The sequence below is a fragment of the Antarctobacter sp. genome, assembly GCF_034670325.1.
Lineage (GTDB): Bacteria > Pseudomonadota > Alphaproteobacteria > Rhodobacterales > Rhodobacteraceae > Antarctobacter.
The window spans coordinates 31061-49786 of the sequence record NZ_JAXMNR010000013.1 but is presented as its reverse complement, the minus strand read 5'-3'; the positions used below and the strand labels follow the sequence as shown (position 1 = coordinate 49786).

At 64.2% G+C, this 18726-nt stretch carries 18 protein-coding genes; 7 read left to right on the top strand and 11 right to left on the bottom strand.

Translation table 11 applies throughout. The features are described 5' to 3' along the window. The first annotated feature begins 82 nt into the window (after positions 1 to 82). Positions 83 to 1192 carry an isocitrate/isopropylmalate dehydrogenase family protein gene (locus VOI21_RS23060; protein ID WP_323772324.1) on the top strand — a complete coding sequence of 370 codons (1110 nt, stop codon included), beginning with the start codon at positions 83 to 85 and terminating at the stop codon, positions 1190 to 1192. Between the two features lie 5 nt (positions 1193 to 1197). Here VOI21_RS23060 and VOI21_RS23055 read toward each other — a convergent pair whose 3' ends face one another. The 3 genes from VOI21_RS23055 to VOI21_RS23045 all read right to left on the bottom strand — a co-directional run bounded on the left by VOI21_RS23055 (position 1198) and on the right by VOI21_RS23045 (position 6132). Continuing rightward, entirely contained in the window at positions 1198 to 4545 is a 3348-nt protein-coding gene (locus VOI21_RS23055; RefSeq protein ID WP_323772323.1) for a caspase family protein, read from the bottom strand. An 11-nt stretch (positions 4546 to 4556) separates the two neighbouring features. After that, on the bottom strand, positions 4557 to 5216 hold the full coding sequence (locus VOI21_RS23050) for an OmpA family protein (protein WP_323772322.1): 660 nt from the start codon (positions 5214 to 5216) through the stop codon (positions 4557 to 4559). A 106-nt stretch (positions 5217 to 5322) separates the two neighbouring features. Beyond that, entirely contained in the window at positions 5323 to 6132 is an 810-nt protein-coding gene (locus VOI21_RS23045; protein WP_323772321.1) for an ABC transporter permease, read from the bottom strand. 116 nt (positions 6133 to 6248) lie between these two features. Between VOI21_RS23045 and VOI21_RS23040 the strand changes: the two genes are divergently transcribed. Then, positions 6249 to 6842 (top strand): GcrA family cell cycle regulator, encoded by a 594-nt coding sequence (locus tag VOI21_RS23040; protein ID WP_323772320.1) that lies wholly within the window; start codon positions 6249 to 6251, stop codon positions 6840 to 6842. Positions 6843 to 6985: 143 nt separating this feature from the next. Here the strand turns inward: VOI21_RS23040 and VOI21_RS23035 are convergent, their stop codons facing one another. Then, positions 6986 to 7171 (bottom strand): hypothetical protein, encoded by a 186-nt coding sequence (locus tag VOI21_RS23035; protein ID WP_323772319.1) that lies wholly within the window; start codon positions 7169 to 7171, stop codon positions 6986 to 6988. Positions 7172 to 7216: 45 nt separating this feature from the next. On the opposite strand from VOI21_RS23035, the gene rimO reads away from it, so the two are divergent. Then, positions 7217 to 8578, top strand: coding sequence for a 30S ribosomal protein S12 methylthiotransferase RimO (rimO, locus tag VOI21_RS23030; RefSeq protein WP_323772318.1), 1362 nt, complete (start codon positions 7217 to 7219; stop codon positions 8576 to 8578). 7 nt (positions 8579 to 8585) lie between these two features. Here the strand turns inward: rimO and VOI21_RS23025 are convergent, their stop codons facing one another. Together VOI21_RS23025 and VOI21_RS23020 are read right to left on the bottom strand one after the other, a co-directional pair. Next, positions 8586 to 9659: a hypothetical protein gene (locus tag VOI21_RS23025; RefSeq protein ID WP_323772317.1), complete on the bottom strand. Its 1074-nt coding sequence runs from the start codon at positions 9657 to 9659 to the stop codon at positions 8586 to 8588. Between the two features lie 6 nt (positions 9660 to 9665). Continuing rightward, positions 9666 to 10127, bottom strand: coding sequence for a hypothetical protein (locus tag VOI21_RS23020; protein WP_323772316.1), 462 nt, complete (start codon positions 10125 to 10127; stop codon positions 9666 to 9668). Between the two features lie 208 nt (positions 10128 to 10335). Here VOI21_RS23020 and VOI21_RS23015 point away from each other — a divergent pair, with 208 nt between their 5' ends. Both VOI21_RS23015 and VOI21_RS23010 read left to right on the top strand, forming a co-directional pair. Continuing rightward, on the top strand, positions 10336 to 10926 hold the full coding sequence (locus VOI21_RS23015) for a thymidine kinase (RefSeq protein WP_323772315.1): 591 nt from the start codon (positions 10336 to 10338) through the stop codon (positions 10924 to 10926). A 76-nt stretch (positions 10927 to 11002) separates the two neighbouring features. After that, entirely contained in the window at positions 11003 to 11764 is a 762-nt protein-coding gene (locus VOI21_RS23010; RefSeq protein ID WP_323772313.1) for a hypothetical protein, read from the top strand. Between the two features lie 34 nt (positions 11765 to 11798). On the opposite strand, the gene VOI21_RS23005 is transcribed toward VOI21_RS23010, so the two are convergent. Continuing rightward, positions 11799 to 12707, bottom strand: coding sequence for an MBL fold metallo-hydrolase (locus VOI21_RS23005; RefSeq protein WP_323772312.1), 909 nt, complete (start codon positions 12705 to 12707; stop codon positions 11799 to 11801). Between the two features lie 154 nt (positions 12708 to 12861). Here VOI21_RS23005 and VOI21_RS23000 point away from each other — a divergent pair, with 154 nt between their 5' ends. Both VOI21_RS23000 and VOI21_RS22995 read left to right on the top strand, forming a co-directional pair. Then, positions 12862 to 13491 carry an MSMEG_1061 family FMN-dependent PPOX-type flavoprotein gene (locus tag VOI21_RS23000; protein WP_323772311.1) on the top strand — a complete coding sequence of 210 codons (630 nt, stop codon included), beginning with the start codon at positions 12862 to 12864 and terminating at the stop codon, positions 13489 to 13491. A gap of 54 nt (positions 13492 to 13545) precedes the next feature. After that, on the top strand, positions 13546 to 14883 hold the full coding sequence (locus tag VOI21_RS22995) for an MFS transporter (RefSeq protein WP_323772310.1): 1338 nt from the start codon (positions 13546 to 13548) through the stop codon (positions 14881 to 14883). On the opposite strand, the gene VOI21_RS22990 is transcribed toward VOI21_RS22995, so the two are convergent. The 4 genes from VOI21_RS22990 to VOI21_RS22975 form a co-directional block, all read right to left on the bottom strand. Then, positions 14847 to 15965: a beta-ketoacyl-ACP synthase III gene (locus VOI21_RS22990; protein WP_323772309.1), complete on the bottom strand. Its 1119-nt coding sequence runs from the start codon at positions 15963 to 15965 to the stop codon at positions 14847 to 14849. The genes VOI21_RS22995 and VOI21_RS22990 overlap by 37 nt on opposite strands. Before the next feature lie 85 nt (positions 15966 to 16050). Continuing rightward, positions 16051 to 16389, bottom strand: coding sequence for a tRNA-binding protein (locus VOI21_RS22985; protein WP_323772308.1), 339 nt, complete (start codon positions 16387 to 16389; stop codon positions 16051 to 16053). Further along, positions 16382 to 17194, bottom strand: a complete 813-nt coding sequence (proC, locus tag VOI21_RS22980; protein WP_323772307.1) for a pyrroline-5-carboxylate reductase — start codon at positions 17192 to 17194, stop codon at positions 16382 to 16384. Before proC ends, VOI21_RS22985 begins: the two co-directional genes overlap by 8 nt. A gap of 72 nt (positions 17195 to 17266) precedes the next feature. Further along, positions 17267 to 18664 (bottom strand): tannase/feruloyl esterase family alpha/beta hydrolase, encoded by a 1398-nt coding sequence (locus tag VOI21_RS22975; protein ID WP_323772306.1) that lies wholly within the window; start codon positions 18662 to 18664, stop codon positions 17267 to 17269. Between the last annotated feature and the right edge of the window lie 62 nt (positions 18665 to 18726).

Here is an 18726-nt window from a genome sequence, read left to right as displayed (position 1 = left end):
GGAGCCATAGACGTTTGGCGCTCTCTCGCGGATGGTGGCCCGGGAGATTGGCAGTCTCGTAATCTTTGTGGCGGAAAGCGGAATGACGAAAACATGCAGGGTCGCGGTCATCAAGGGCGACGGAATCGGCAAGGACGTCGCTGAGGCGGCGCTGGAGGTGGCGCAGGCCGCGACGTCCCGCGTGGGCGGATGTGCCCTGTCGTTCGAAGAAACTCTTGCCGGGGCCGGATATTTCTCCGAGACCGGGCAGGACATCGAGCCGGGGGGCGAAGAAAAGGTCGGTCAGGCGGATGCGATCTTTCTGGGGGCCATCGGGTTGCCCGCCATTCGCCATGCCAACGGGACAGAGATCAGTCCCCACCTGAGGCTGCGGGACCGTTACGGCCTGTATGCTGGCGTCCGTCCGGTGAGGGCCTACCCCAATGCGCCGCAGCGGCTGGCCGATCCACGGGCCGCAGGTATCGACATGGTCATCCTGCGCGAGTCGACCGAGGGCCTTTTCTATTCCGCCGCCGTCCACAATCGCAGCGAAATCATCGGCGACACAGAGGTGCGGGACACGCTGCGCATCACCCGCGCGACCACGGAAAAACTGCACCGCTTTGGGTTTCGTCTTGCCGAGAAACGCAAATCGCGGGGCAAGCCGGGGCGCTTGACCTGCGTTGACAAGGCCAATGTCTTTGCTTCGATGGCGTTTTTCCGAAAAATATTCGATGAGATCGCGCCCGAGTTTCCTCAGGTCGAAACCGGGTACGCCTATGTCGATGCGCAGGCGCTGAACCTGATCCGCAACCCTTGGGATTATGACGTCATGGTCATGGAAAACATGTTCGGTGACATCCTGTCCGATCTGGCGGGCGGTCTGGTCGGCGGCATGGGCATGGCGTCCTGCGCCGAGATCGGCGATGAAACGGGCCTGTTTCAACCCGCCCACGGCAGCGCGCCGGACATCATGGGACAGGACAAGGCAAACCCGCTGGCGGCGATCCTGTCGGGGGCCTTGATGCTGGAATATCTGGCGGAAAAGACGGGGAATGCGCGGTTCGATGAGGCGGCGCAGTTGATCGACGATGCGGTGCAGGCCGGGTTTGAGGCCAATGCCCTGCGCCCGATGGAATTTGGCGGAGACATGGGGACACGGGCCGTCACGACAGAGGTCCTGTCGCGGGTGACGGCCCGCGCCGCAATCTAAGCGCCTCAGAACAGGGCGAAATCCCCGACCATCAGGTTGCGCGCCATCCACGGCGTCTGGGTCAGCAGATCGGTCGGGGCGGCGCCCTGTTGTGCCTGTCGGACCCTGTCGGACACCAGTTGTTTGGTGCCGCGGAACAGCTCGCTCAATTCGACCGCGCCGTTGCGGTTCAGATCGCGCGCCGGGTCGTGCAGCACCTCCGCCAAGGCCTGCGCAAAAAAGCCCTGCGCGGTGTCCGGGTCTTCCAGCGAAAACTCCCGCCCCTTGGCGGCAGCAAAGACCACAAGCCCCGAGGGGATCTGGTCCAGCGCGCCGCCAACAACCTGATCGTTGGTCGAAAACAGCCCGTCGCCCGCCAGTCCGCTGTGGCAGGCGTCGATAAACAGGGCGATGCGCAGGTCGGCATCGCGCAACCGGGCAGAGATGGCGTCAAAAGGCAGGGCGCTGCCGGCGATGTCATCGATATCGACACCAGAGCCGGCAAGGTAATAGCGCCCGCCCAGATCCAGCCCGTGACCGGCGAAATACATCGCCACGGTGTCGCCGGGGCGGGCGGTTTGCACCAGTGTCTCCAGTTCCGACAGGATGCGGTCCGGTGTCGCCTCGGCGTCCAGCAGCACGGTTTGAGAGGCGATCTGCACCCCGTCACCGGCGCGATCCGCCAGCGCAGAGGCAAACAGGCGCGCATCGCCGACCGCCGCTGTCAGGTTCAGCGAGGGGTCGCCATAGTCATCCACGCCGATGGCAAAGACATGCAGGCGGCGCGCGTCGGCGGGTTGCGGGATCTCAACGCTGTAGGGCGCACTGGCAACGCCGTTCACATCCGTCGCCACAAGGCTGAGCCAGCGCGTTCCCGGCAAGAGGTCGATGGTTTCCTGCCAGTCAGAGACGGGGCCATCCGCCGCAAAATCCTGCGTACGCAACCCGTCCTGAAACACCGTCAACGCCCGGAGCGCCACGGGTGCCTGTGCCTCTGCCTTCAGCACTGCCTGTGTGCCTGCCACTTCGACAGAGGCGCGCAGGACGGGGGGCGGCGTGATTTCAACCATGGCCGGTTGGTAGACGCCCAAGAGCACATGCTGCGCCAGCCCCGGCACCCTCAGATACCCCTCAAACTGTTGGGCGGTGTACTCACCAAAGTGGCCCGGAAAGGTGTACGAGACGAAATACGCCCCCTCCGATGTGGCGTCATAGCGACCGTCCTCAGTCCAGACGATGACCTCATCATCGGCATACAGCCCCGACAGCACAGGCTGCGCATCCGACAGCCGATTGACGAAAAAGCTACCGTCCTTCTGGAGGGTGACAAGGTGACGCCCGTCTTCGGTCATCAGAACATTGTCGAACAGATCGCCGCGCGGCAGGTCAAACTGTTTGCTCACCACTTGCCCGGTCGTCAGATCGACGATGGCATAGGCGCTGGCCGGGCGGGAAAACAGGATCAGGGTGTTGCCAAAAACCTGCACCTCGAACCCGCAGGCGTCAATCGAACTGGTGCATAGATTGGCGATGTTCGAGCCCGGATTGCCGAGGTCCAGATCGGAGACGTCGCCCCATCTGGTTTCACGGCTGGACACGCCGCCCTCCAGCCCACTGGAAAACAGGTAGGTCGTGGGGTTGTTGAACGCGGCGGACCCCTCGGCGCACTGGAGGGTTGTCAATCTATGGGTTTCGCCACCTGAGGTCCAACTCCACAGCGTGTCGAATTCGCCCAGCAACTTGCCGTCCCCTTGGAGGCTACAGGAACTGGCGTACTCCCGCCGTGCAAAGCGCCGCACATCGACCCCGGTGTCTTCGCCGATCGTTTGCCACAGGGCGGCGTAAACGGATGCCACTTTGGCGTCATGCGCATCATAGGTTTGATTGTCGTCAAACGCGGGCAACGTCGCAGCGATGTCGGTCTCCTCAACAGGCGCGCCGCTGATGGCCGACAGGCCGAAGTCGCGCAGGCGTTTGACGATGCGTACGGATGACGGACTGCCCGCCTCTGCTCCGATAGAGCGCCACGCAAGCGCGCCGCCGGTGCCGCCGCTCGGGCCGGTCCCGCCCTGCGCGACCTGCGTCACCTCTTGGTTCGGATGCAGGTAAGGGGACAGATCATAGGCAATCTCATTGTTATCCCTGAGATTGTTCGAACTGGCAAAACCGGAGGGAAATGGCACCGACAGCGCGATCTGGTCGGAATAGATCAACCCTTTTCCCAGTGCGACAGTGGCTACGGCTTGCTGCCGGTCAATGTCGCGCAGGGCATTGCGGCGGTTGGCATCAGTGACGCGCGCGCCGCCGGTGATCTCGGGGCGGAATTGCGATACCTCGGTGCCGCTGCTCAATCGCCACCCCGTCAGTTCATTATAGCCTTCGGCGATGAAGACGTTGTTTTCAAGATCCAGACGGTAGGCATTCTGGTTCCCCCCGCAAATGCGGCAGCCGTTACCCGTCACCCTTACGGTCTTTCCGGCGGCGAAATTATGAAGTTGCGACAGGCCGTTGCCCGACAGCACTTGCAACACAAAGCTGTCCTCATGTGACCAGATCAGCGCGCTCCAGCCGGCGTTCCAGACAAAACCATCGTTTGCGGGCACAACGCGGGTGCCGTCCACCGCGTCAAATATCCCGGCCTCGTCCGCGCCGGGCAGGACGACGTAGCGTCCGCCGGGCGAGAAATGCGGCTTTCCCACAAGCTCCAGAATTTCCGCCCCGGTCGCTGAATCGGTCAGGCGAAAACGCCCGTCGAACAGTTGCAGGTGACGCGAGCCGTCGCGGCTCACCAGCACCTTTTGCGGCAAATCCTCTGTCACCGGGTCCTTGACCACGATCACTGGCCGGGCGGCGGTTGTCACGGCGACGGTCTGCGTGCCCTGACCATCGGGGCCGATCCGTTCGGCGCATCCGCTGTGGCCGACCACGGCCCAGCTCAGGGTCAGCGGACCGGACAGAAGCGGCTCTACCTCGATAGAGCCGCTCTTGGGCATGTCGCGCCCGAAATAGGGGATCACGGCGCGGGTCTGGTCGGGTGCCCACGAAATGCCATAAGGCGCGCGGCCTTCGGGCAGCAGCGCGTACATCCCGTCCCCCGACAAGCGCACGGGGCGATCAAAGGACACTATCAGGAATATGGGTTCGCGCTCGGGAAAGCCGGGTCTGCTCCAGTCGAGGGTAAAACGACCCCCGACATTCACGCTGTCCGCGCCCACCGCGACACGGGTGTCGGTGGCCAGCCGGTCGGTCACCGCATCGCGCGCCTCACAGGTCAGGTCAGAGCGCAGGTCATAGGTTTCCGCCTTCCCAGCAGCGGGTGACAGGGTCAGCGCGGCAAGGCCAAGGGCCAGCCGGGCAAGGATGGAACGGGTCATGGCAAGGCCCCTTAGCTGTCCAGAAGGATGATCTGCACCCGGCGGTTCACGTCGCCGTCCGGGTTTGTCGGGTCTTTGAGTTCCTGCTCTCCGCGTCCGGCAGAGATGAACCTGTCGGCGGCAAGGCCAGACAGGCTTTGCAACCGCGCCCGCACGCTGTCGGCGCGGCGCTCGGACAGGTCGAGGTTGTAGGCGTCCGACCCGCGCGCGTCGGTGTGGCCCAGAATGACAAACCGTTTGGTGGCAAAGCGTTGGTCGGTGATCGCCGTGGCCAGCGCCTGCATGTCGGGCACAGAGGTGGCGCTGGGCGTTGCGCTGTTGGAGTCGAAAAAGATCTCGACGTCGATGCTGACCAGAGGCGTGGCGACGGCGCTGGGGGTGTCCTTGGTCCGTTCCTTGACCAGCAGGCGGGGTTTCAGCCCGTTGGTCTGCGCGGGCGGTGCGCCGTCAACCAACCCCTGCACCGACGAGCGGTCGATGCCGCGTGTGGTCAGTTGAACGCGGGGGCCGCAACGATCGGCCATCCCGGCAAGGCAATCGCTGAGCGCCTTGGCGCGCGCTTCCGGTTCAGGCTCCAGATGGAAGCCTTTGAGTTCGAAAGATTGGGCCGCCAGTGGCCCGGACAGGGCCAACACGGCGGCAAGGGTCTGGAAAAAGGGATTTGGTTTCAAATCGGCAACCTCCTGAAGCGACCGGTCGCAACCCGGTCGGACCTAAAAACTTCAATCAGGTCCAGACTGTCCACCTGCCACGATTTTTGCAAGTCCGGTATCCCGCTCAGGATTTGAGCCGCGTTCCCCGGCGGAACAGCCACCACGCGACCAGCACGGCAAAGGCAGTCGCCCCAAGCGCTATGGCAAAGCCGATGGCCGGGGCGGTGTCCGACACGCCGATCACACCCCAGCGCGCGCCGTCGATCAAGTAGAAGACCGGGTTCAGGTGCGTGACCTGATACAGCCCGCTTGGCAGCGCCTCGACCGAGTAGAACGTGCCGGACAGGAAGGCCAGCGGCGTGATGATGAAATTGGTGATCGCCGCCATCTGGTCGAATTTTTGCGAAAAGATCGCCGCGATCAGCCCCAGCGCTGCCATGAAAGCAGAGCCCAGGACTACAAAGGCCAGCGTCACCAGCGGGGCCGCCGGAACAATGCCAAGTACTGCCCAGAACATTGCCAGCAGGGCAAGGGCGACGCATGTCCCCCGCGCGGTGCCGCCCACGACAAAGCCCAGCACGACCTCGGCCGCCGACAGTGGCGGCATCAGCGTGTCGACGATATTGCCCTGCACCTTGGAGATCATCAGCGAACTGGAGGTATTGGCAAAGGCGTTCTGGATCACCGTCATCATCAGGATGCCGGGCGCGATGAAGGTGGTAAAGGCAACCCCCATCACGTCGCCGCGCTGCGGGCCGATGGCGATGGTAAAGATCATCAGGAACAGCCCGGCAGTGACCAGCGGGGCCAGCAGGGTCTGGGTCCAGACGTTGGTGAACCGCAGGATCTCACGCTTGCACAGGGTCCAGAACCCCAGCCAGTTGACGCGGCCAAAGCGGCGTGTTCCCGGCTCATAGCTGAATGTCTCGGACATGGTCTCTCCAATTCTGCTCGCCGTCTTGTAACTCGTGCATCGATGATTAGAATAGGGCCAACCAAGAAAACATCAGGCGGCCCCTTCGTGGCCGCTTTTTTCGCTGAGGTAACCTGATGTCGTGGACCGATGAACGCGTAGAACTGCTCAAGAAGATGTGGTCCGAGGGCCAGTCGGCCAGCCAGATCGCCAAGGAACTGGGTGGGGTGACGCGCAACGCGGTGATCGGCAAGGTACACCGTCTGGGCCTGTCGAACCGCGCCGGGGCCGCCCCTGCCGCGCAGGCCGAGGCCAAGCCGGCAGAGCCGAAGGCGCAACCCAAGGCCAAGGCGCCGCCCAAGCCGGCCCCGGCGAACAAGCCCGATCCGGCCCCGGAGGCCAAGCCGCAGCCCGCCGCCGTCGCCACCACCCCGGCGATCAGCCCGGCGCGCAAGGCGATCATTCCGGCGGGTCAGCCGCTGCCGCCGCAGCCGTCGACCAATGAGATCAGCCCCGAGGCGTTGGCAAAGGTCAGCGAGATCGAGAAGAAGGCCAAGCGGCTGACCTTGATGGAGCTGACCGAGCGGACCTGTAAATGGCCCGTGGGGGACCCGGCGACCGATGATTTCTGGTTCTGTGGCCTGCCCGTCCAGCAGGGCAAACCCTATTGTGAGGCCCATGTGGGCGTCGCCTTTCAGCCGATGAGCGCGCGGCGCGACCGTCGCCGGTGAATCCGGGCTGTCCACGCGTGGACAGCAAGGCGGGTACGTAAAATCAATGGGTTACAGAGACGGTTTTACCTGCCGTTAACGCTTGCCGCCGACGCGCCCCGCAACCGCAGGGCGCGTTTTGCGTCATTCAGGCAAGGTCCGCGCTAGCCGTAGAGGCCAGAGACCTCTGCGTCCATCCAGAGGCCGTCGCCCAGTGCGCCTTCGTCCTCGGGGGCGGCGGCGATCCAGATCGACAGGACATAGCGGTAATGCCCGCTGCCATCGGTCTGCATCCCGACCCGCGCCGCGCCATCGGCGCTTTCATGCTGTTCGATCAATCGCCAAGCCATCACCTGCTATCTTCCCCAGCCGCCGCTGCCGCGCTATGAGGCGCCATGTCACAGAATCCCCCAGATCTTCGCCCCGACCTTGCCCGCGCCCGCGTGACAGAGTCCGCCCGTCCCGGTCAGCCCACGATTGGCATGGTCAGCCTTGGCTGTCCCAAGGCGCTGGTCGATAGCGAGCGCATCCTGACCCGGCTGCGCGCCGAGGGTTATGGCATCTCGTCCGACTACGGTGGCGCCGACGCGGTGATCGTCAACACCTGCGGATTTCTGGACAGCGCCAAGGCCGAAAGCCTAGAGGCGATTGGCGAGGCACTGAACGAAAACGGGCGGGTGATCGTCACCGGCTGTTTGGGAGCAGAGCCCGAATATATCACCGGTGCACATTCCAAGGTGCTGGCCGTCACGGGCCCGCATCAATACGAACAGGTGCTGGACGCGGTCCATGCCGCCGTGCCGCCGGACCCTGATCCGTTTATCGACCTGCTGCCCGCCAGCGGTGTCAGCCTGACGCCGCGCCATTTCAGCTATCTCAAGATTTCCGAGGGCTGCAATCACGCCTGCAAATTCTGCGTGATTCCCGATATGCGCGGCAAACTGTCCAGCCGTCCGCACAAGGCGGTTATGCGCGAGGCGGAAAAGCTGGTCGAGGCGGGGGTAAAGGAACTGCTGGTCATCAGTCAGGACACCTCGGCCTATGGCACCGACTGGAAAGACCGCGAGACCAAGTTCCCGCTGCTGGATCTGGCGCGGGATCTGGGGGACCTCGGCGCATGGGTGCGGATGCATTATGTCTATCCGTATCCCTATGTGCGTGAGTTGATCCCGTTGATGGCGGATGGCAAGGTGCTGCCCTATCTGGATATTCCGTTCCAGCACGCGCACCCGGATACGCTGCGCCGGATGGCGCGGCCTGCTGCGGCCTCCCGCACATTGGATGAGATCGCCGCATGGCGCGCGATTTGCCCTGACATCACCCTGCGGTCGACGTTCATCGTCGGCTACCCCGGTGAGACCGAGGATGAGTTCCAGACCCTGCTGGACTGGATGGATGAGGCGCAACTGGATCGTGTCGGCTGTTTTCAATACGAAAACGTCGCCGGAGCGCGGGCCAATGCGCTGCCGGATCATGTGCCGGAAGAGGTCAAGGCAGAGCGCTGGGCGCGGTTCATGGAAAAAGCACAGGCGATTTCCGAGGCCAAGCTGGCGGCAAAGCTGGGCCAGATCATGGATGTGATCGTAGATGACGTGGACGAGGACGGCGTTGCCACCTGCCGCACCAAGGCAGACGCCCCCGAGATCGACGGCAACCTGTTCATCGACGAAGGGGCCGCGCATTTGACACCCGGTCAGATCGTCACCGTCGAGGTGGACGAAAGCGGCGAATACGACCTGTGGGGGCGGTTGGTCTGACGCGCCGCTAGCGGCGAAAGAGCCATCCAAACGGGCGGGCCTGCGTTTTGGCGCGGGCCAGTGTCTGTTGCCAAAGCGCCTCTAGCCGGTGGCTGTCCACGGCACAGACCTGAGCGACATCGCGCAACGTGGCATAGGCGGTTTCCGCCGCTGCCCGTGTCATGCCGGGGGCGGGCACATCCGCAAAGGTGACGCCCAGCACGTCTCTGGTCCATTCCAGGTCGCTGACCCGTGCCTCTGCGATCTGGCGCACCTCGGAGAACAGGGCGGGGCGGCGGTAGCCCTCGACCGCCTTGTCCGTCTCGACGATGATCTTGCGGAACCCCTTGAGGTCCTTTGCGTAGGCGCGGGGCAGGTCACGGTGGCCGCGAAACACCTGCTGCAACAGGGCCATTGCCTCTGCCGATACGGAACTGTTTTCCTCTGCCGCGCCGCGGGTCAGGCTGTCTGCGTCCAGTTCCGGCAGGAACCTTTGGGCGAAGTCAGTGACCACGTCGCCGCCCAGCAGTTGATCGCGGGCAAAGCAGCGTGCGGAAACCGGGCCGGGGCCATGATCCACAAACGGGCCCAGCGTGTCGCGGATGCGGCTGGCCGATATAGGCCGGAATTCGGCGCGCTTTTTCACGTCCTGCTGGATGTTGGACAAAAAGAACTGTGCCGGGCTGCGCAGGTAGGCCACCACCTGCGTCCGTTGGGCGATTTGCGCGCAATGCTGGGTCAGCCGGTGCAGCGCGTCGGGCGGCAGCGGGCGGAACTGGTTTTCGCAACTCAGGATCACGCCGCGCGGCCGTTCCTTGGCGATTTGTTGCAGGAGCGCGGTCCACAGACCTTTGGCATTCGTGCGCGCGGCCTCTGGCGTGGCGGCAAGAGAGGCCATCTGCACCGGGTCGTCGGGCAGGTCGCCGTGCAGGTGCGGGAACAAAAGCTGATGGTTGTCGTGGCGACCGGGGTCGGGAAACAGCAGGCCAGCGGCGTGCAGGGCCTGCCGCGAGGCGCGCAGCGTCCGCTGGATCGAGGTGGACCCGGTTTTTCCGTGCCCCAGATGCAGGATAAGTCGGTCTGGGCGGTCGTTGCTGGACATGGGCCTTTAGTGCGTGGTCTCGTCCTCAAGGTTCAGCTTCATGTCGATCAGAACCTTTTGGATGGCCACCGTCTCTTTGAGCAGGCGCTTGGCCTCATTGGCAGAGATCACGCCGTCCTCGATCGACTGGTTGTATTCGCCCATGAGGATGGCAAAGCGCTGGGCCAGGGCGATGACGTCGGAATTGACGTTGCCCGAGGGTTTGGAATTGCGACGGCTGTCGTCGAATTGCAGTTGGATGCCCTTGAGTTCCGCAAGGGCCGCGGTGACATGCGGATAGGATGCCGCCTCTTCGAGGGCGGCCACCGCATCGACCGGCATGAACCGGTCGGCGTGTTCGGGGTAGTCAGAGTAGTAGCGGCCCAGCGTCGCCTTGGATTTGCCCGTGAGTTCACAGGCTGCCTCGATGCCGACGTCCTTGACGAGCGCCTCGATGTGTTTCTTCAGATACCGTCCAACGACCGACATAAGACCATCCCCTTTCCCCGGTTACGTGTTCCGGGGACTACTCGCCGGTTTTTCCCACTATTCTACCGGTTCTGCAATGTCATGCGTGATTTTGGCGCGGGTCAAGATGCATATGGCGGATAACCTAACGTCAGCAGGGGTCTGTGGTTGCGGGGACGCGGCTTTCGCGCATCTTGCCTAAAACGGACCCGTCGGGCATCACCGGGCCATGGCCAAGCTGCACTTTCAATATTCGACCATGAACGCGGGCAAATCGACGCTGCTGTTGCAGGCGGCGCACAACTACAATGAGCGCGGCATGGAAACCTACCTGATGACGGCGGCGATCGACCGCCGGGCGGGGGATGGTCAGATCGGCTCGCGGATCGGGTTGTCGCGCCCGGCAGAGACCTTTGAGCCGCAGACGGACCTGTTTGCGCGCATCTCCGGGCGGCTGGACGCGGGGCCGGTGGCCTGTATCTTCATTGACGAGGCGCAGTTCCTGACGCGCGAACAAGTGTGGCAACTGGCCCGCGTGGTCGACGATCTGGGCATCCCGGTCATGGCCTACGGGCTGCGGGTCGACTTCCGGGGCGAGTTGTTTCCGGGCTCGGCCGCGCTGTTGGCGCTGGCGGATGAAATGCGCGAGGTGCGCACGATCTGCCATTGCGGTCGCAAGGCGACGATGGTGATCCGGCAAGGGGCGGACGGCGCGGTTCTGACCGACGGGGCACAGGTCCAGATCGGCGGCAACGAGACCTATGTCAGCCTGTGCCGCAGGCATTGGCGTGAGGCGACGGGCGACCGCGCGGGGCAATAGGCCCGGACCGTTGCCCTGCGCGACTGGGTGTGGCATCATTCCCCTATTGGTTGTCTAGTGTTTAGATCGTCCTGCCATGATCCTTTCTTTGACCTTCATCCAGCCGCCCACGCATCCGCTCTGGTCAGTTTTTGGCAGCGGCGAGTTCCTGACGGGTCTAATCGGGGTGGTGACCGGCCTTGTGACCGGGGGCTTTGCGCTCTGGCAGTTGAGCCGGAAATTCACCCAGCAGATCGAGAAATACGAACTTGAGCGCCGCCACTCGCAGGACGACGCCTATCTTGACCGGGCGCGGGCGCATGTCGAGACGGTCTATGTCCCCCTCAGCGCCGCGTTGTCCCGGCTCAAGGCCGTTTACAACCAGTATCTTTTTGGCGGCAAGCGGGGTGAGGACAAATCCTATTTCATTGCCGAGATCGACAATTTCGTCGGCGAACTGGAACGGCTGGAGCGGCGCGGCGATACCGCCTATCTGACCACGGCGCTGGAAGAGCGCGTGCAGTCCTTTGCCGCCTTTCTGCGCGCCTCCAAGGATGCGGCAACGGAGGCCGACAAAAAGAAGAAGGTGGATTTCAACTTTGCCCTGAACCTCGGAAACCTGTCCGTCGGTCGGCGGGGCAAGACCGATCAGGCCAAGCTGGCCGAGGTCTTTGGCCAGACCAGTGTGAATGTGTCGGGCCTGTCCCTGTCCATGGGCAGCGTCGAGTTGACCCGTGCTCCGGTGAGCGATCCGGATTTTCAGGCAAGGTTTGAACGCGACGTGAACTTTATCAGCGTGTTGGTCAAGGAAGTGACGCTTGGCGTGCCCGCGCGGCGTCCGGACGGCGCGGCGCAGTAACCTTTGCGGCCTGACGTGACCGCTGTGGCGCAGGTCATTCCCATTCCATCTGCTCATAGACGGTCTGCGCGTTGCGCCGGGCGAGCGCGTCGAACTGGTCAAGATAGGCAAAGGCGGACTGGTCCACATCGACCGCGCCAAGGATGTCGCCGCCATCGTCGATATGGCTGCGCATCTGGTCCCGCAGGTTGGCCAGATAGTCGCGCGTGTCCTTTTGCGCGGTCGCCAGATCGGTGGCGGGGCCGTGACCGGGGACCAAATGGGCGGGCTCTAACGCCTCGATCTGCGCAAAGGCGTCCAGCCAATGGGCGCTGTCGGAAAACGACATCACGCCCAGAACCCGGCCCACGTAGACCACGTCTCCGGTAAAGACCGTGGCGCTGTCGGGCAGCCAGACGAGGCTGTCGCCGGGGGTATGGGCGGGGCCGACATGCAGGATTTCGATCCGGGTGTCGCCAAGGGTCAGCTCATACCGGTCGGCAAAGATGATGTCGGGGCTGGTGGGCTCTGTCCCGGCCAAACCATCCGGGCCGATGAGCGTGTGCAGGGCGGTCATTTGCAGTGACCCCCGGTCCAGGTGATCGGCATGGGCGGCGGCAGAGGTGATGACGCTGGCCCCCTGCGCCTGCCAATAGCCATTGCCCAGCCAGCGGTGATCCTGACCGCCGGTGTTGATCACATAGGCAACGGGGCTGTCAGTCAGTCCGCGCACCACGCCGTGCAGCGCCTCTGCCCCGTTCCAACTGCCGCCGGGATCGACCAGCACGGCCCCGGCGGGTGTGTCGATCAGGCCGAAGGTGGCGTTGTTGCCAAGGTTTTCGGGATCGCGCTGGGTGGCGGGGCCTTCGATGGCCCAGATGCCGGGGGCGATCTGCTCGGGCGTCAGCATGTCAGCGGCAAGGGCCAGCGGCCAGAGCAGGAACAGGGCGGTCAGTCTGAACATGAGGCGTCTCCGGCAAAATGAGGTGCCGCTAGCGTAAGGTGCGGCCGGGGGGATTGGGAAGAAAGGCGGATGCGGCGCATCGTCCGGGGGCGGGCGGGATTTTGCGATCCGGCGCGTCTGGGGTAGCCTGACCCCACGCAACAGGGAGCAGGGCATGGCACTGACACTGAAGGATCAGATTACCACCCGCGAACGGTTGCGCGAAATCCTGCCCGAATGGACCGGCAACGCCAGCCAAAAGGATCTGGGTCACATCAACGATGTGGGCCGCGCGTTCATCGCGCGCTGTCCTTATGTGCTGATCTCGACCGTGGGGGCCGACGGGCGGCATGATCTGTCACCGAAAGGCGATGCGCCGGGGTTTGTCGAGGTGGTTGGGGACGATACGCTGATCATACCGGACCGGCTGGGCAATCACCGGCTGGACGGCTTTGAAAACCTGCTGGTGAACCCCGGTGTCGGCCTGATCTTTCTGATCCCCGGATTCAAGGAGACGTTGCGGGTGTCCGGCACCGGGCGCATCGCGGCGGATGCGGACCTGCGCGCGCGCCATGCGGTCAACGGCAAGGTGCCGGATCTGGTGCTGGTGGTCACGGTCGCGCAGGCCTTTATGCATTGTTCGAAGTCCTCGGTGCGGTCGCGGCTTTGGGTGCCGGAGCTTTGGCCGGATCTTGACGGGGTGCCGTCGCTGGCGGACTGGGTGAAAGGCGCGGTGGACACCGGGCAGACGCTGGAAGAGGTTCAGGCCGTTCATGACAACGATGCGACCACCCGCATGTACTGAAGGCGCGGCCATTCCCGCCCTTGCAGCCCGCAAACGATCCAGTACGGTGCCCGCATGATCCGCCAGTTATTGCCCGTCAGCGCCCTTTTGTTCGGTTCCGCCCTGCTGCTGTTTGCGGGGGGCATTCACGGGCTTGTCCTGCCGCTGCGCGGTGCGCAAGAGGGGTTTGGCGCCACGTCGCTGGGCCTGTTGGGCACCGGCTGGGCGGTGGGTTATGTGGCGGGATGCTATTTTGTGCCGCGCATCGTGGGATCGGTCGGCCATATCCGCGCCTTTGGCGTGATGTGCGCCTTTGCCGCCGTGTCGATCCTGTTGCAGGCGCTGTTGGTCTCTGCCGAGTTCTGGATTCCGGTGCGCGCGGTGTCGGGGTTCTGTTTCGCCGGTGCTGCGATGATTGTCGAAAGCTGGCTATCCGATCAGGCCAGCCCGAAGACCCGCGGCACGATCTTTGGCATCTACACCATGGTGAACCTTGCCGCGATGACCGCCGGTCAGATGGTGATCGCGCTGGGTAGCGTCGCCGGGTTCATGTTTTTTGCGGTGGGGGCGATTGTCTATGTGCTTGCGCTGGTGCCGACGGCGCTGTCGACCTCGCACACGCCCGCGCCGCTGACCTCGGTGAACCTGAACCTGTCGCTGCTCTGGCGCAACTCTCCGGTGGCGGTGGTGGCGGTGTTCCTTGTGGGGATTTCAAACGCGTCTTTCGGCACGCTGGCGGCGGTTTATGCCGGGGGCGTCGGCTTGCCGCTGACGGCCATTGCGCTGTTTGCCTCTATCCCGATTCTGGCGGGGGCGGCGTCACAGGTGCCGATTGGTTTTCTCAGCGACCGGATGGACCGGCGCAAGGTGCTGGTGGGGGCGGCGGTTCTGGCGCTGGCGGCGGATCTGGGGTTCATCCTGCTGGCGCCGCAGGACCGGATGACGAACCTTATACTGGTCGGGGTCTTCGGTGCGGCGATCTATGCCCTGTATCCGATCATCGTGGCCCATGCGAACGATCACGCGCCCGAGGGCACGTCGATTCAGGTGTCGGGCGGGCTGTTGATGGTCTTTGGCATCGGCTCAATCGCCGGGCCGTTGCTGGCGGGAGTCATGATGGCCATGGCGGGTGCGCAGGGGCTGTTCCTGACCACTATTTCGGCGCATGTGATCATGATTTTCTACACGCTGTGGCGGATCATGCAGCGCGCCGCTGTGCCCGAGAGGGAAAAGGGCAGCTTCAAGATGACGCTGCCAGCGCGCGGCTCCACGCCTGAAACCGTGGCGCTGTCCGATGGCGAGGAAGAGGCCGAAGAGCTGGAAGAGGCGATGGAGGCCGAAGAGGCGGCGGAAAAGGCCGCCGAAAAGGCGGGCGCTCAGGCGCGTTCGACCAGAACCGATCCGACTGAGTAGCCCGCGCCAAAGGAACAGATCACGCCTTTGGCACCTTTGGCCATGTCGCCGGAGTGTTTGGAAAAGGCGATGATCGACCCGGCGGAAGAGGTGTTGGCGTAGTCTTGCAGGATGTTGGGCTGTTCGCCGATCTCCGGCATGCGGCCCAGCACCTTTTTGCCGATGAAATCGTTCATCGTCTTGTTGGCCTGATGCAGCCAGAGGCGTCCCAGGTCGTCCGCCTGCCAGCCGGTGGCGTCGAGGTGGTCAAGGATATGCGCCGAGACCATCGGCAGCACCTCTTTGAAGACCTTGCGCCCGTTCTGCATGAACTGCATGTCGCGGCGGTCTTCCATCTGGTCATGGGTGCGGCGCAGGAAACCGTTGTTGTTGCGGATGTTGTTGGAAAACTGCGTGGCGCAACGGGTCGAATGGATCAGCCAGTGATCGCCCTTGGCCTCTGACGCGGGTTCCACCACGACGGCGGTGCAGACGTCGCCAAAGATGAAGTGGCAGTCGCGGTCGCGCCATTCGAGATGGGCCGAGCAGATTTCGGGGCAGACGACCAGCGCGCGTTTCACGCTGCCCGCGCGGATCATGTCGGCGGCGGCCTGAATGCCGAAGGTGGCGGAGGAGCACGCGACGTTCATGTCAAAGGCAAAGCCGCCAGCGCCCAGCAGTTGCTGGATCTCGATGGCGACGGCGGGGTAGGCGCGTTCGTGGTTCGATGCGGCGCAGATCACCAGATCGATCTCGTCCCCGGCGCGCCCGGCCATGTCCAGCGCCTTGGCGCAGGCATCGACCGCCATTTCCGCCATGTGGCCGGGGGCCTCATCCGGCCGGGCGGCCAGTTTGGGGAACATGCGCGCCGGGTCCAGCACGCCGGTCTTGTCCAGAACATAGCGGCTTTCGATGCCGGAGGCGGAAAAGATGAAATCGGCGCTGGAGTGGGTCATGGCCTCGACCTCTTCCGCCGCGATCTGTTTGGCGTGTTCGGCGTTCCAGCGGTCGGCGTAGGCGTTGAACGCCTCGACCAGTTCGTCATTCGAGATGCTCAAGGCGGGGGTGTAGACCCCGTGGCCGGTGATCGCTGGCATGGTCATGGGCGCGTCCCTTTTTGTGTCAGGCGCTGGTCTGCGGCGTCTTCAGGTGAGTATTCATATCCGTCCCGCGCCCGCAGCGCTACCGTCAGTGCATCCGCGTGCCGTTGGGCGCGGCCTGATCCGGGCCGATCAGCACGATGGCGTCTTTGTCGTCCGAGACACCCAGCACCAGCACCTCGGACCGCATCGGGCCGATCTGGCGGGGCGGAAAGTTGACGACCGCCATGACCTGTTTGCCGACCAGCGTTTCGGGATCGTAGTGCACGGTGATCTGGGCCGAGCTTTTCTTTTCGCCGATCTCTGGCCCGAAATCGATCCAGAGCTTGATCGCCGGTTTGCGCGCCTCGGGGAAGGGTTCGGCGCGCAGGACGGTGCCAAGACGGATGTCGACCTTGAGGAAATCGTCATAGGTGATGTCAGCCATTGGCCAGCTCCCGCGATCTGTTGGCGGCGGCGGCCACGGTGGCCCGGATCAGCGGAGGCAGGCCGGTGTCCGCATCCATCAGCACCTCTAGCCCCGCCTGTGTGGTGCCATTGGGCGAGGTTACGTTGCGGCGCAGTTGCGCGGGGTCTTCGCCGGTCTCCTGCGCCAAAGCGCCTGCACCGGCGACGGTGGCGCGGGCCAGCGCCATGGCAAGGTCGGGGGTCAGCCCCTCTGCCTCACCGGCGGCGGCCAGACATTCGATCATATGAAAGACATAGGCCGGGCCAGAGCCGCTGACGCCTGTGACGGCATCCATCTGGCCCTCAGAGTCCAGACGCACCACCTCTCCCACGGCGGACAGTAATTCCTCGGCCTGTGTCAGATGGGTGTCGGTGGCCTGCGCGTTGCCGACGATGGCGGTGATGCCCTTGCCGACGGCGGCGGGGGTGTTGGGCATGGCGCGGACGATGGGAACAGCGCCCAGATGCGCCTCATAGGTGGCCATCGGGATGCCTGCGGCGACCGAGATGAACAGCGTGTCACCCTTGGGCAGGGCCTGAAGCGCGGGCAGCGCCTCTGCCATGACCTGTGGTTTGACGGCGATCAGGACAACGGCGGGGCCGTCGCCAAAGCCTGCGTTGATGTGGACGCCCTGCGCGGTCAGCCAGTCAGAGGGGTAGGGGTCCTGTACCCGAACCGAAGTTGCGGGCAGTCCGCGCGCCAACCATCCGGCCAGCATCGCCGATCCCATCTTGCCGCAGCCCAGCAGAGCCAAGCCGCGCCGTGCCAAATCCGTATCCTGCATGAGCGTCCCCTTACGTTTCCCCGGCGGACACTAGGCGCGCCGGGGAAGGGGGACAAGATCACTGGGTGAAGATCATTTGGCCATAATCGAGGCGGGGACCGTGCCGTCGTTCAGCCATGCCTCCAGCGGGGTCATGGGATCGAGGCTGGCGGCGTTGATCCCGTCGGGACCGGGCAGGATGCCGCAGTGATCGACGCCGGGCACCATGAAGAGCGCGACGTTTTCTTTCAGCGTTTCCTCTCCTCCGGCCTCGGCGGCGGCCTTTTCGTACCAGTCGACGGTTTTGTAGGGCGTGACGATGGCATCGGCCCAGCCGTGCCAGACGATCATCTTGCCGCCCGCTGCGCGGAATGCGCTCAGATCCCGGCTGTCGCCGTTGTAGACGCTGGCCATTGTGGACAGGCGTGCCGGGTCTGCCTCAAAGTCGAAATCCAGTGGCGTCCATTCCGGTCCTGGGTCCACGGGAAAGGCCATGTAGCGGCCAAAGTTGACGGCAAAGGCGGGCACCAGATTGCCGCCACCCGTGCCGTTGCCGGTCAGCCAGAGCCACCAGAACGGTTCAGACCCTTCGGGGATGCCACCGGGGTACAGTTGCTCTCCGGCGGCGTTGCGCGGCCCTTCGCGCCATTTCATCAGCGTATCCAACTGCTGATTGCTCAGGCCAAGGTCGCTGTAATTCACATCACAGGCGCGCGGGTCGGCGATGGCGCCATCCTCGGCTCCGTCGACCGCATCGCATTGGTCCAGCACCGCGTCGCCGATCCGCTTGGCCTCTTCGGGGCCAAGAATCTGGCTGCCGTCATCGGCGGTGTTGGCCTGCACCAGCCACGCCATCTTGGTCGCGACAAGCCCGGTGTAGTCCATCGCGGGTGCGCCCGAGATGATGCCGTCGAACATCTCTGGATAGCGCTGGGCGGCGACATGGGCCATGCGGCCGCCGGTGGAGCAGCCCTGAAAGATCGCCTGATCAGAGGCATCGCCGTAAAACGCCTCTATCATGATCTGCGCCACGCGGTTGGTTTCCCCAATCGAGCGCCAGCCCCAGTCGCGTTCCGCGTGCGGGTTGTTGTGCGCCCAACCGGCGTCCACGACGCTGAGCGCGTGGTGGCCGCTGTCAGAGGTGGCGGTGGCATAGCCGCGTTCCAGACCGGGGCGCATGGCGTTGACCCAGCTTGACCCGGCATCGGCGCGGCCAAGGATGCCGCAGAACCCGCCGCAGCCCGCCTGATAGAATTTGCCGTTCCAGCCCTCCATTGGCAGGCGCACCTCTATGCTGATCGCGGGCAGGGCGGTGGCGCGGACCTCACAATAGGTGGGCAGGCCCTCGGCGGTGACAACGCGGGCGGTGGTGACATGCCCTGCGGCAAAGACCGTGTCGCGCAGCGCGACGCAGGCGGCGTCATCCTGCTGGGCCAAAAGCGGGCTGGCCCCGGCCAATAGAAAGGCCAGCGCCGAAAGGCGGGTTATCATGGTGCAACTCCCTGGGTTTTCTCCTGAAGGCAGAATTGCCGGGGCGGGCGCGCAACTCAAGG

Coding starts and splice junctions, on each gene's coding strand:
- VOI21_RS22990 (WP_323772309.1), bottom strand. CDS start 15,965: ATGACCATGCCAGCGATCACCGGCCACGGGGTCTACACCCCCGCCTTG.
- VOI21_RS23040 (WP_323772320.1), top strand. CDS start 6,249: ATGTCGTGGACCGATGAACGCGTAGAACTGCTCAAGAAGATGTGGTCC.
- VOI21_RS23055 (WP_323772323.1), bottom strand. CDS start 4,545: ATGACCCGTTCCATCCTTGCCCGGCTGGCCCTTGGCCTTGCCGCGCTG.
- VOI21_RS23015 (WP_323772315.1), top strand. CDS start 10,336: ATGGCCAAGCTGCACTTTCAATATTCGACCATGAACGCGGGCAAATCG.
- VOI21_RS22975 (WP_323772306.1), bottom strand. CDS start 18,664: ATGATAACCCGCCTTTCGGCGCTGGCCTTTCTATTGGCCGGGGCCAGC.
- VOI21_RS23060 (WP_323772324.1), top strand. CDS start 83: ATGACGAAAACATGCAGGGTCGCGGTCATCAAGGGCGACGGAATCGGC.
- VOI21_RS23005 (WP_323772312.1), bottom strand. CDS start 12,707: ATGTTCAGACTGACCGCCCTGTTCCTGCTCTGGCCGCTGGCCCTTGCC.
- VOI21_RS23010 (WP_323772313.1), top strand. CDS start 11,003: ATGATCCTTTCTTTGACCTTCATCCAGCCGCCCACGCATCCGCTCTGG.
- VOI21_RS22995 (WP_323772310.1), top strand. CDS start 13,546: ATGATCCGCCAGTTATTGCCCGTCAGCGCCCTTTTGTTCGGTTCCGCC.
- VOI21_RS23025 (WP_323772317.1), bottom strand. CDS start 9,659: ATGTCCAGCAACGACCGCCCAGACCGACTTATCCTGCATCTGGGGCAC.
- proC (WP_323772307.1), bottom strand. CDS start 17,194: ATGCAGGATACGGATTTGGCACGGCGCGGCTTGGCTCTGCTGGGCTGC.
- VOI21_RS23045 (WP_323772321.1), bottom strand. CDS start 6,132: ATGTCCGAGACATTCAGCTATGAGCCGGGAACACGCCGCTTTGGCCGC.
- VOI21_RS22985 (WP_323772308.1), bottom strand. CDS start 16,389: ATGGCTGACATCACCTATGACGATTTCCTCAAGGTCGACATCCGTCTT.
- rimO (WP_323772318.1), top strand. CDS start 7,217: ATGTCACAGAATCCCCCAGATCTTCGCCCCGACCTTGCCCGCGCCCGC.
- VOI21_RS23020 (WP_323772316.1), bottom strand. CDS start 10,127: ATGTCGGTCGTTGGACGGTATCTGAAGAAACACATCGAGGCGCTCGTC.
- VOI21_RS23000 (WP_323772311.1), top strand. CDS start 12,862: ATGGCACTGACACTGAAGGATCAGATTACCACCCGCGAACGGTTGCGC.
- VOI21_RS23035 (WP_323772319.1), bottom strand. CDS start 7,171: ATGGCTTGGCGATTGATCGAACAGCATGAAAGCGCCGATGGCGCGGCG.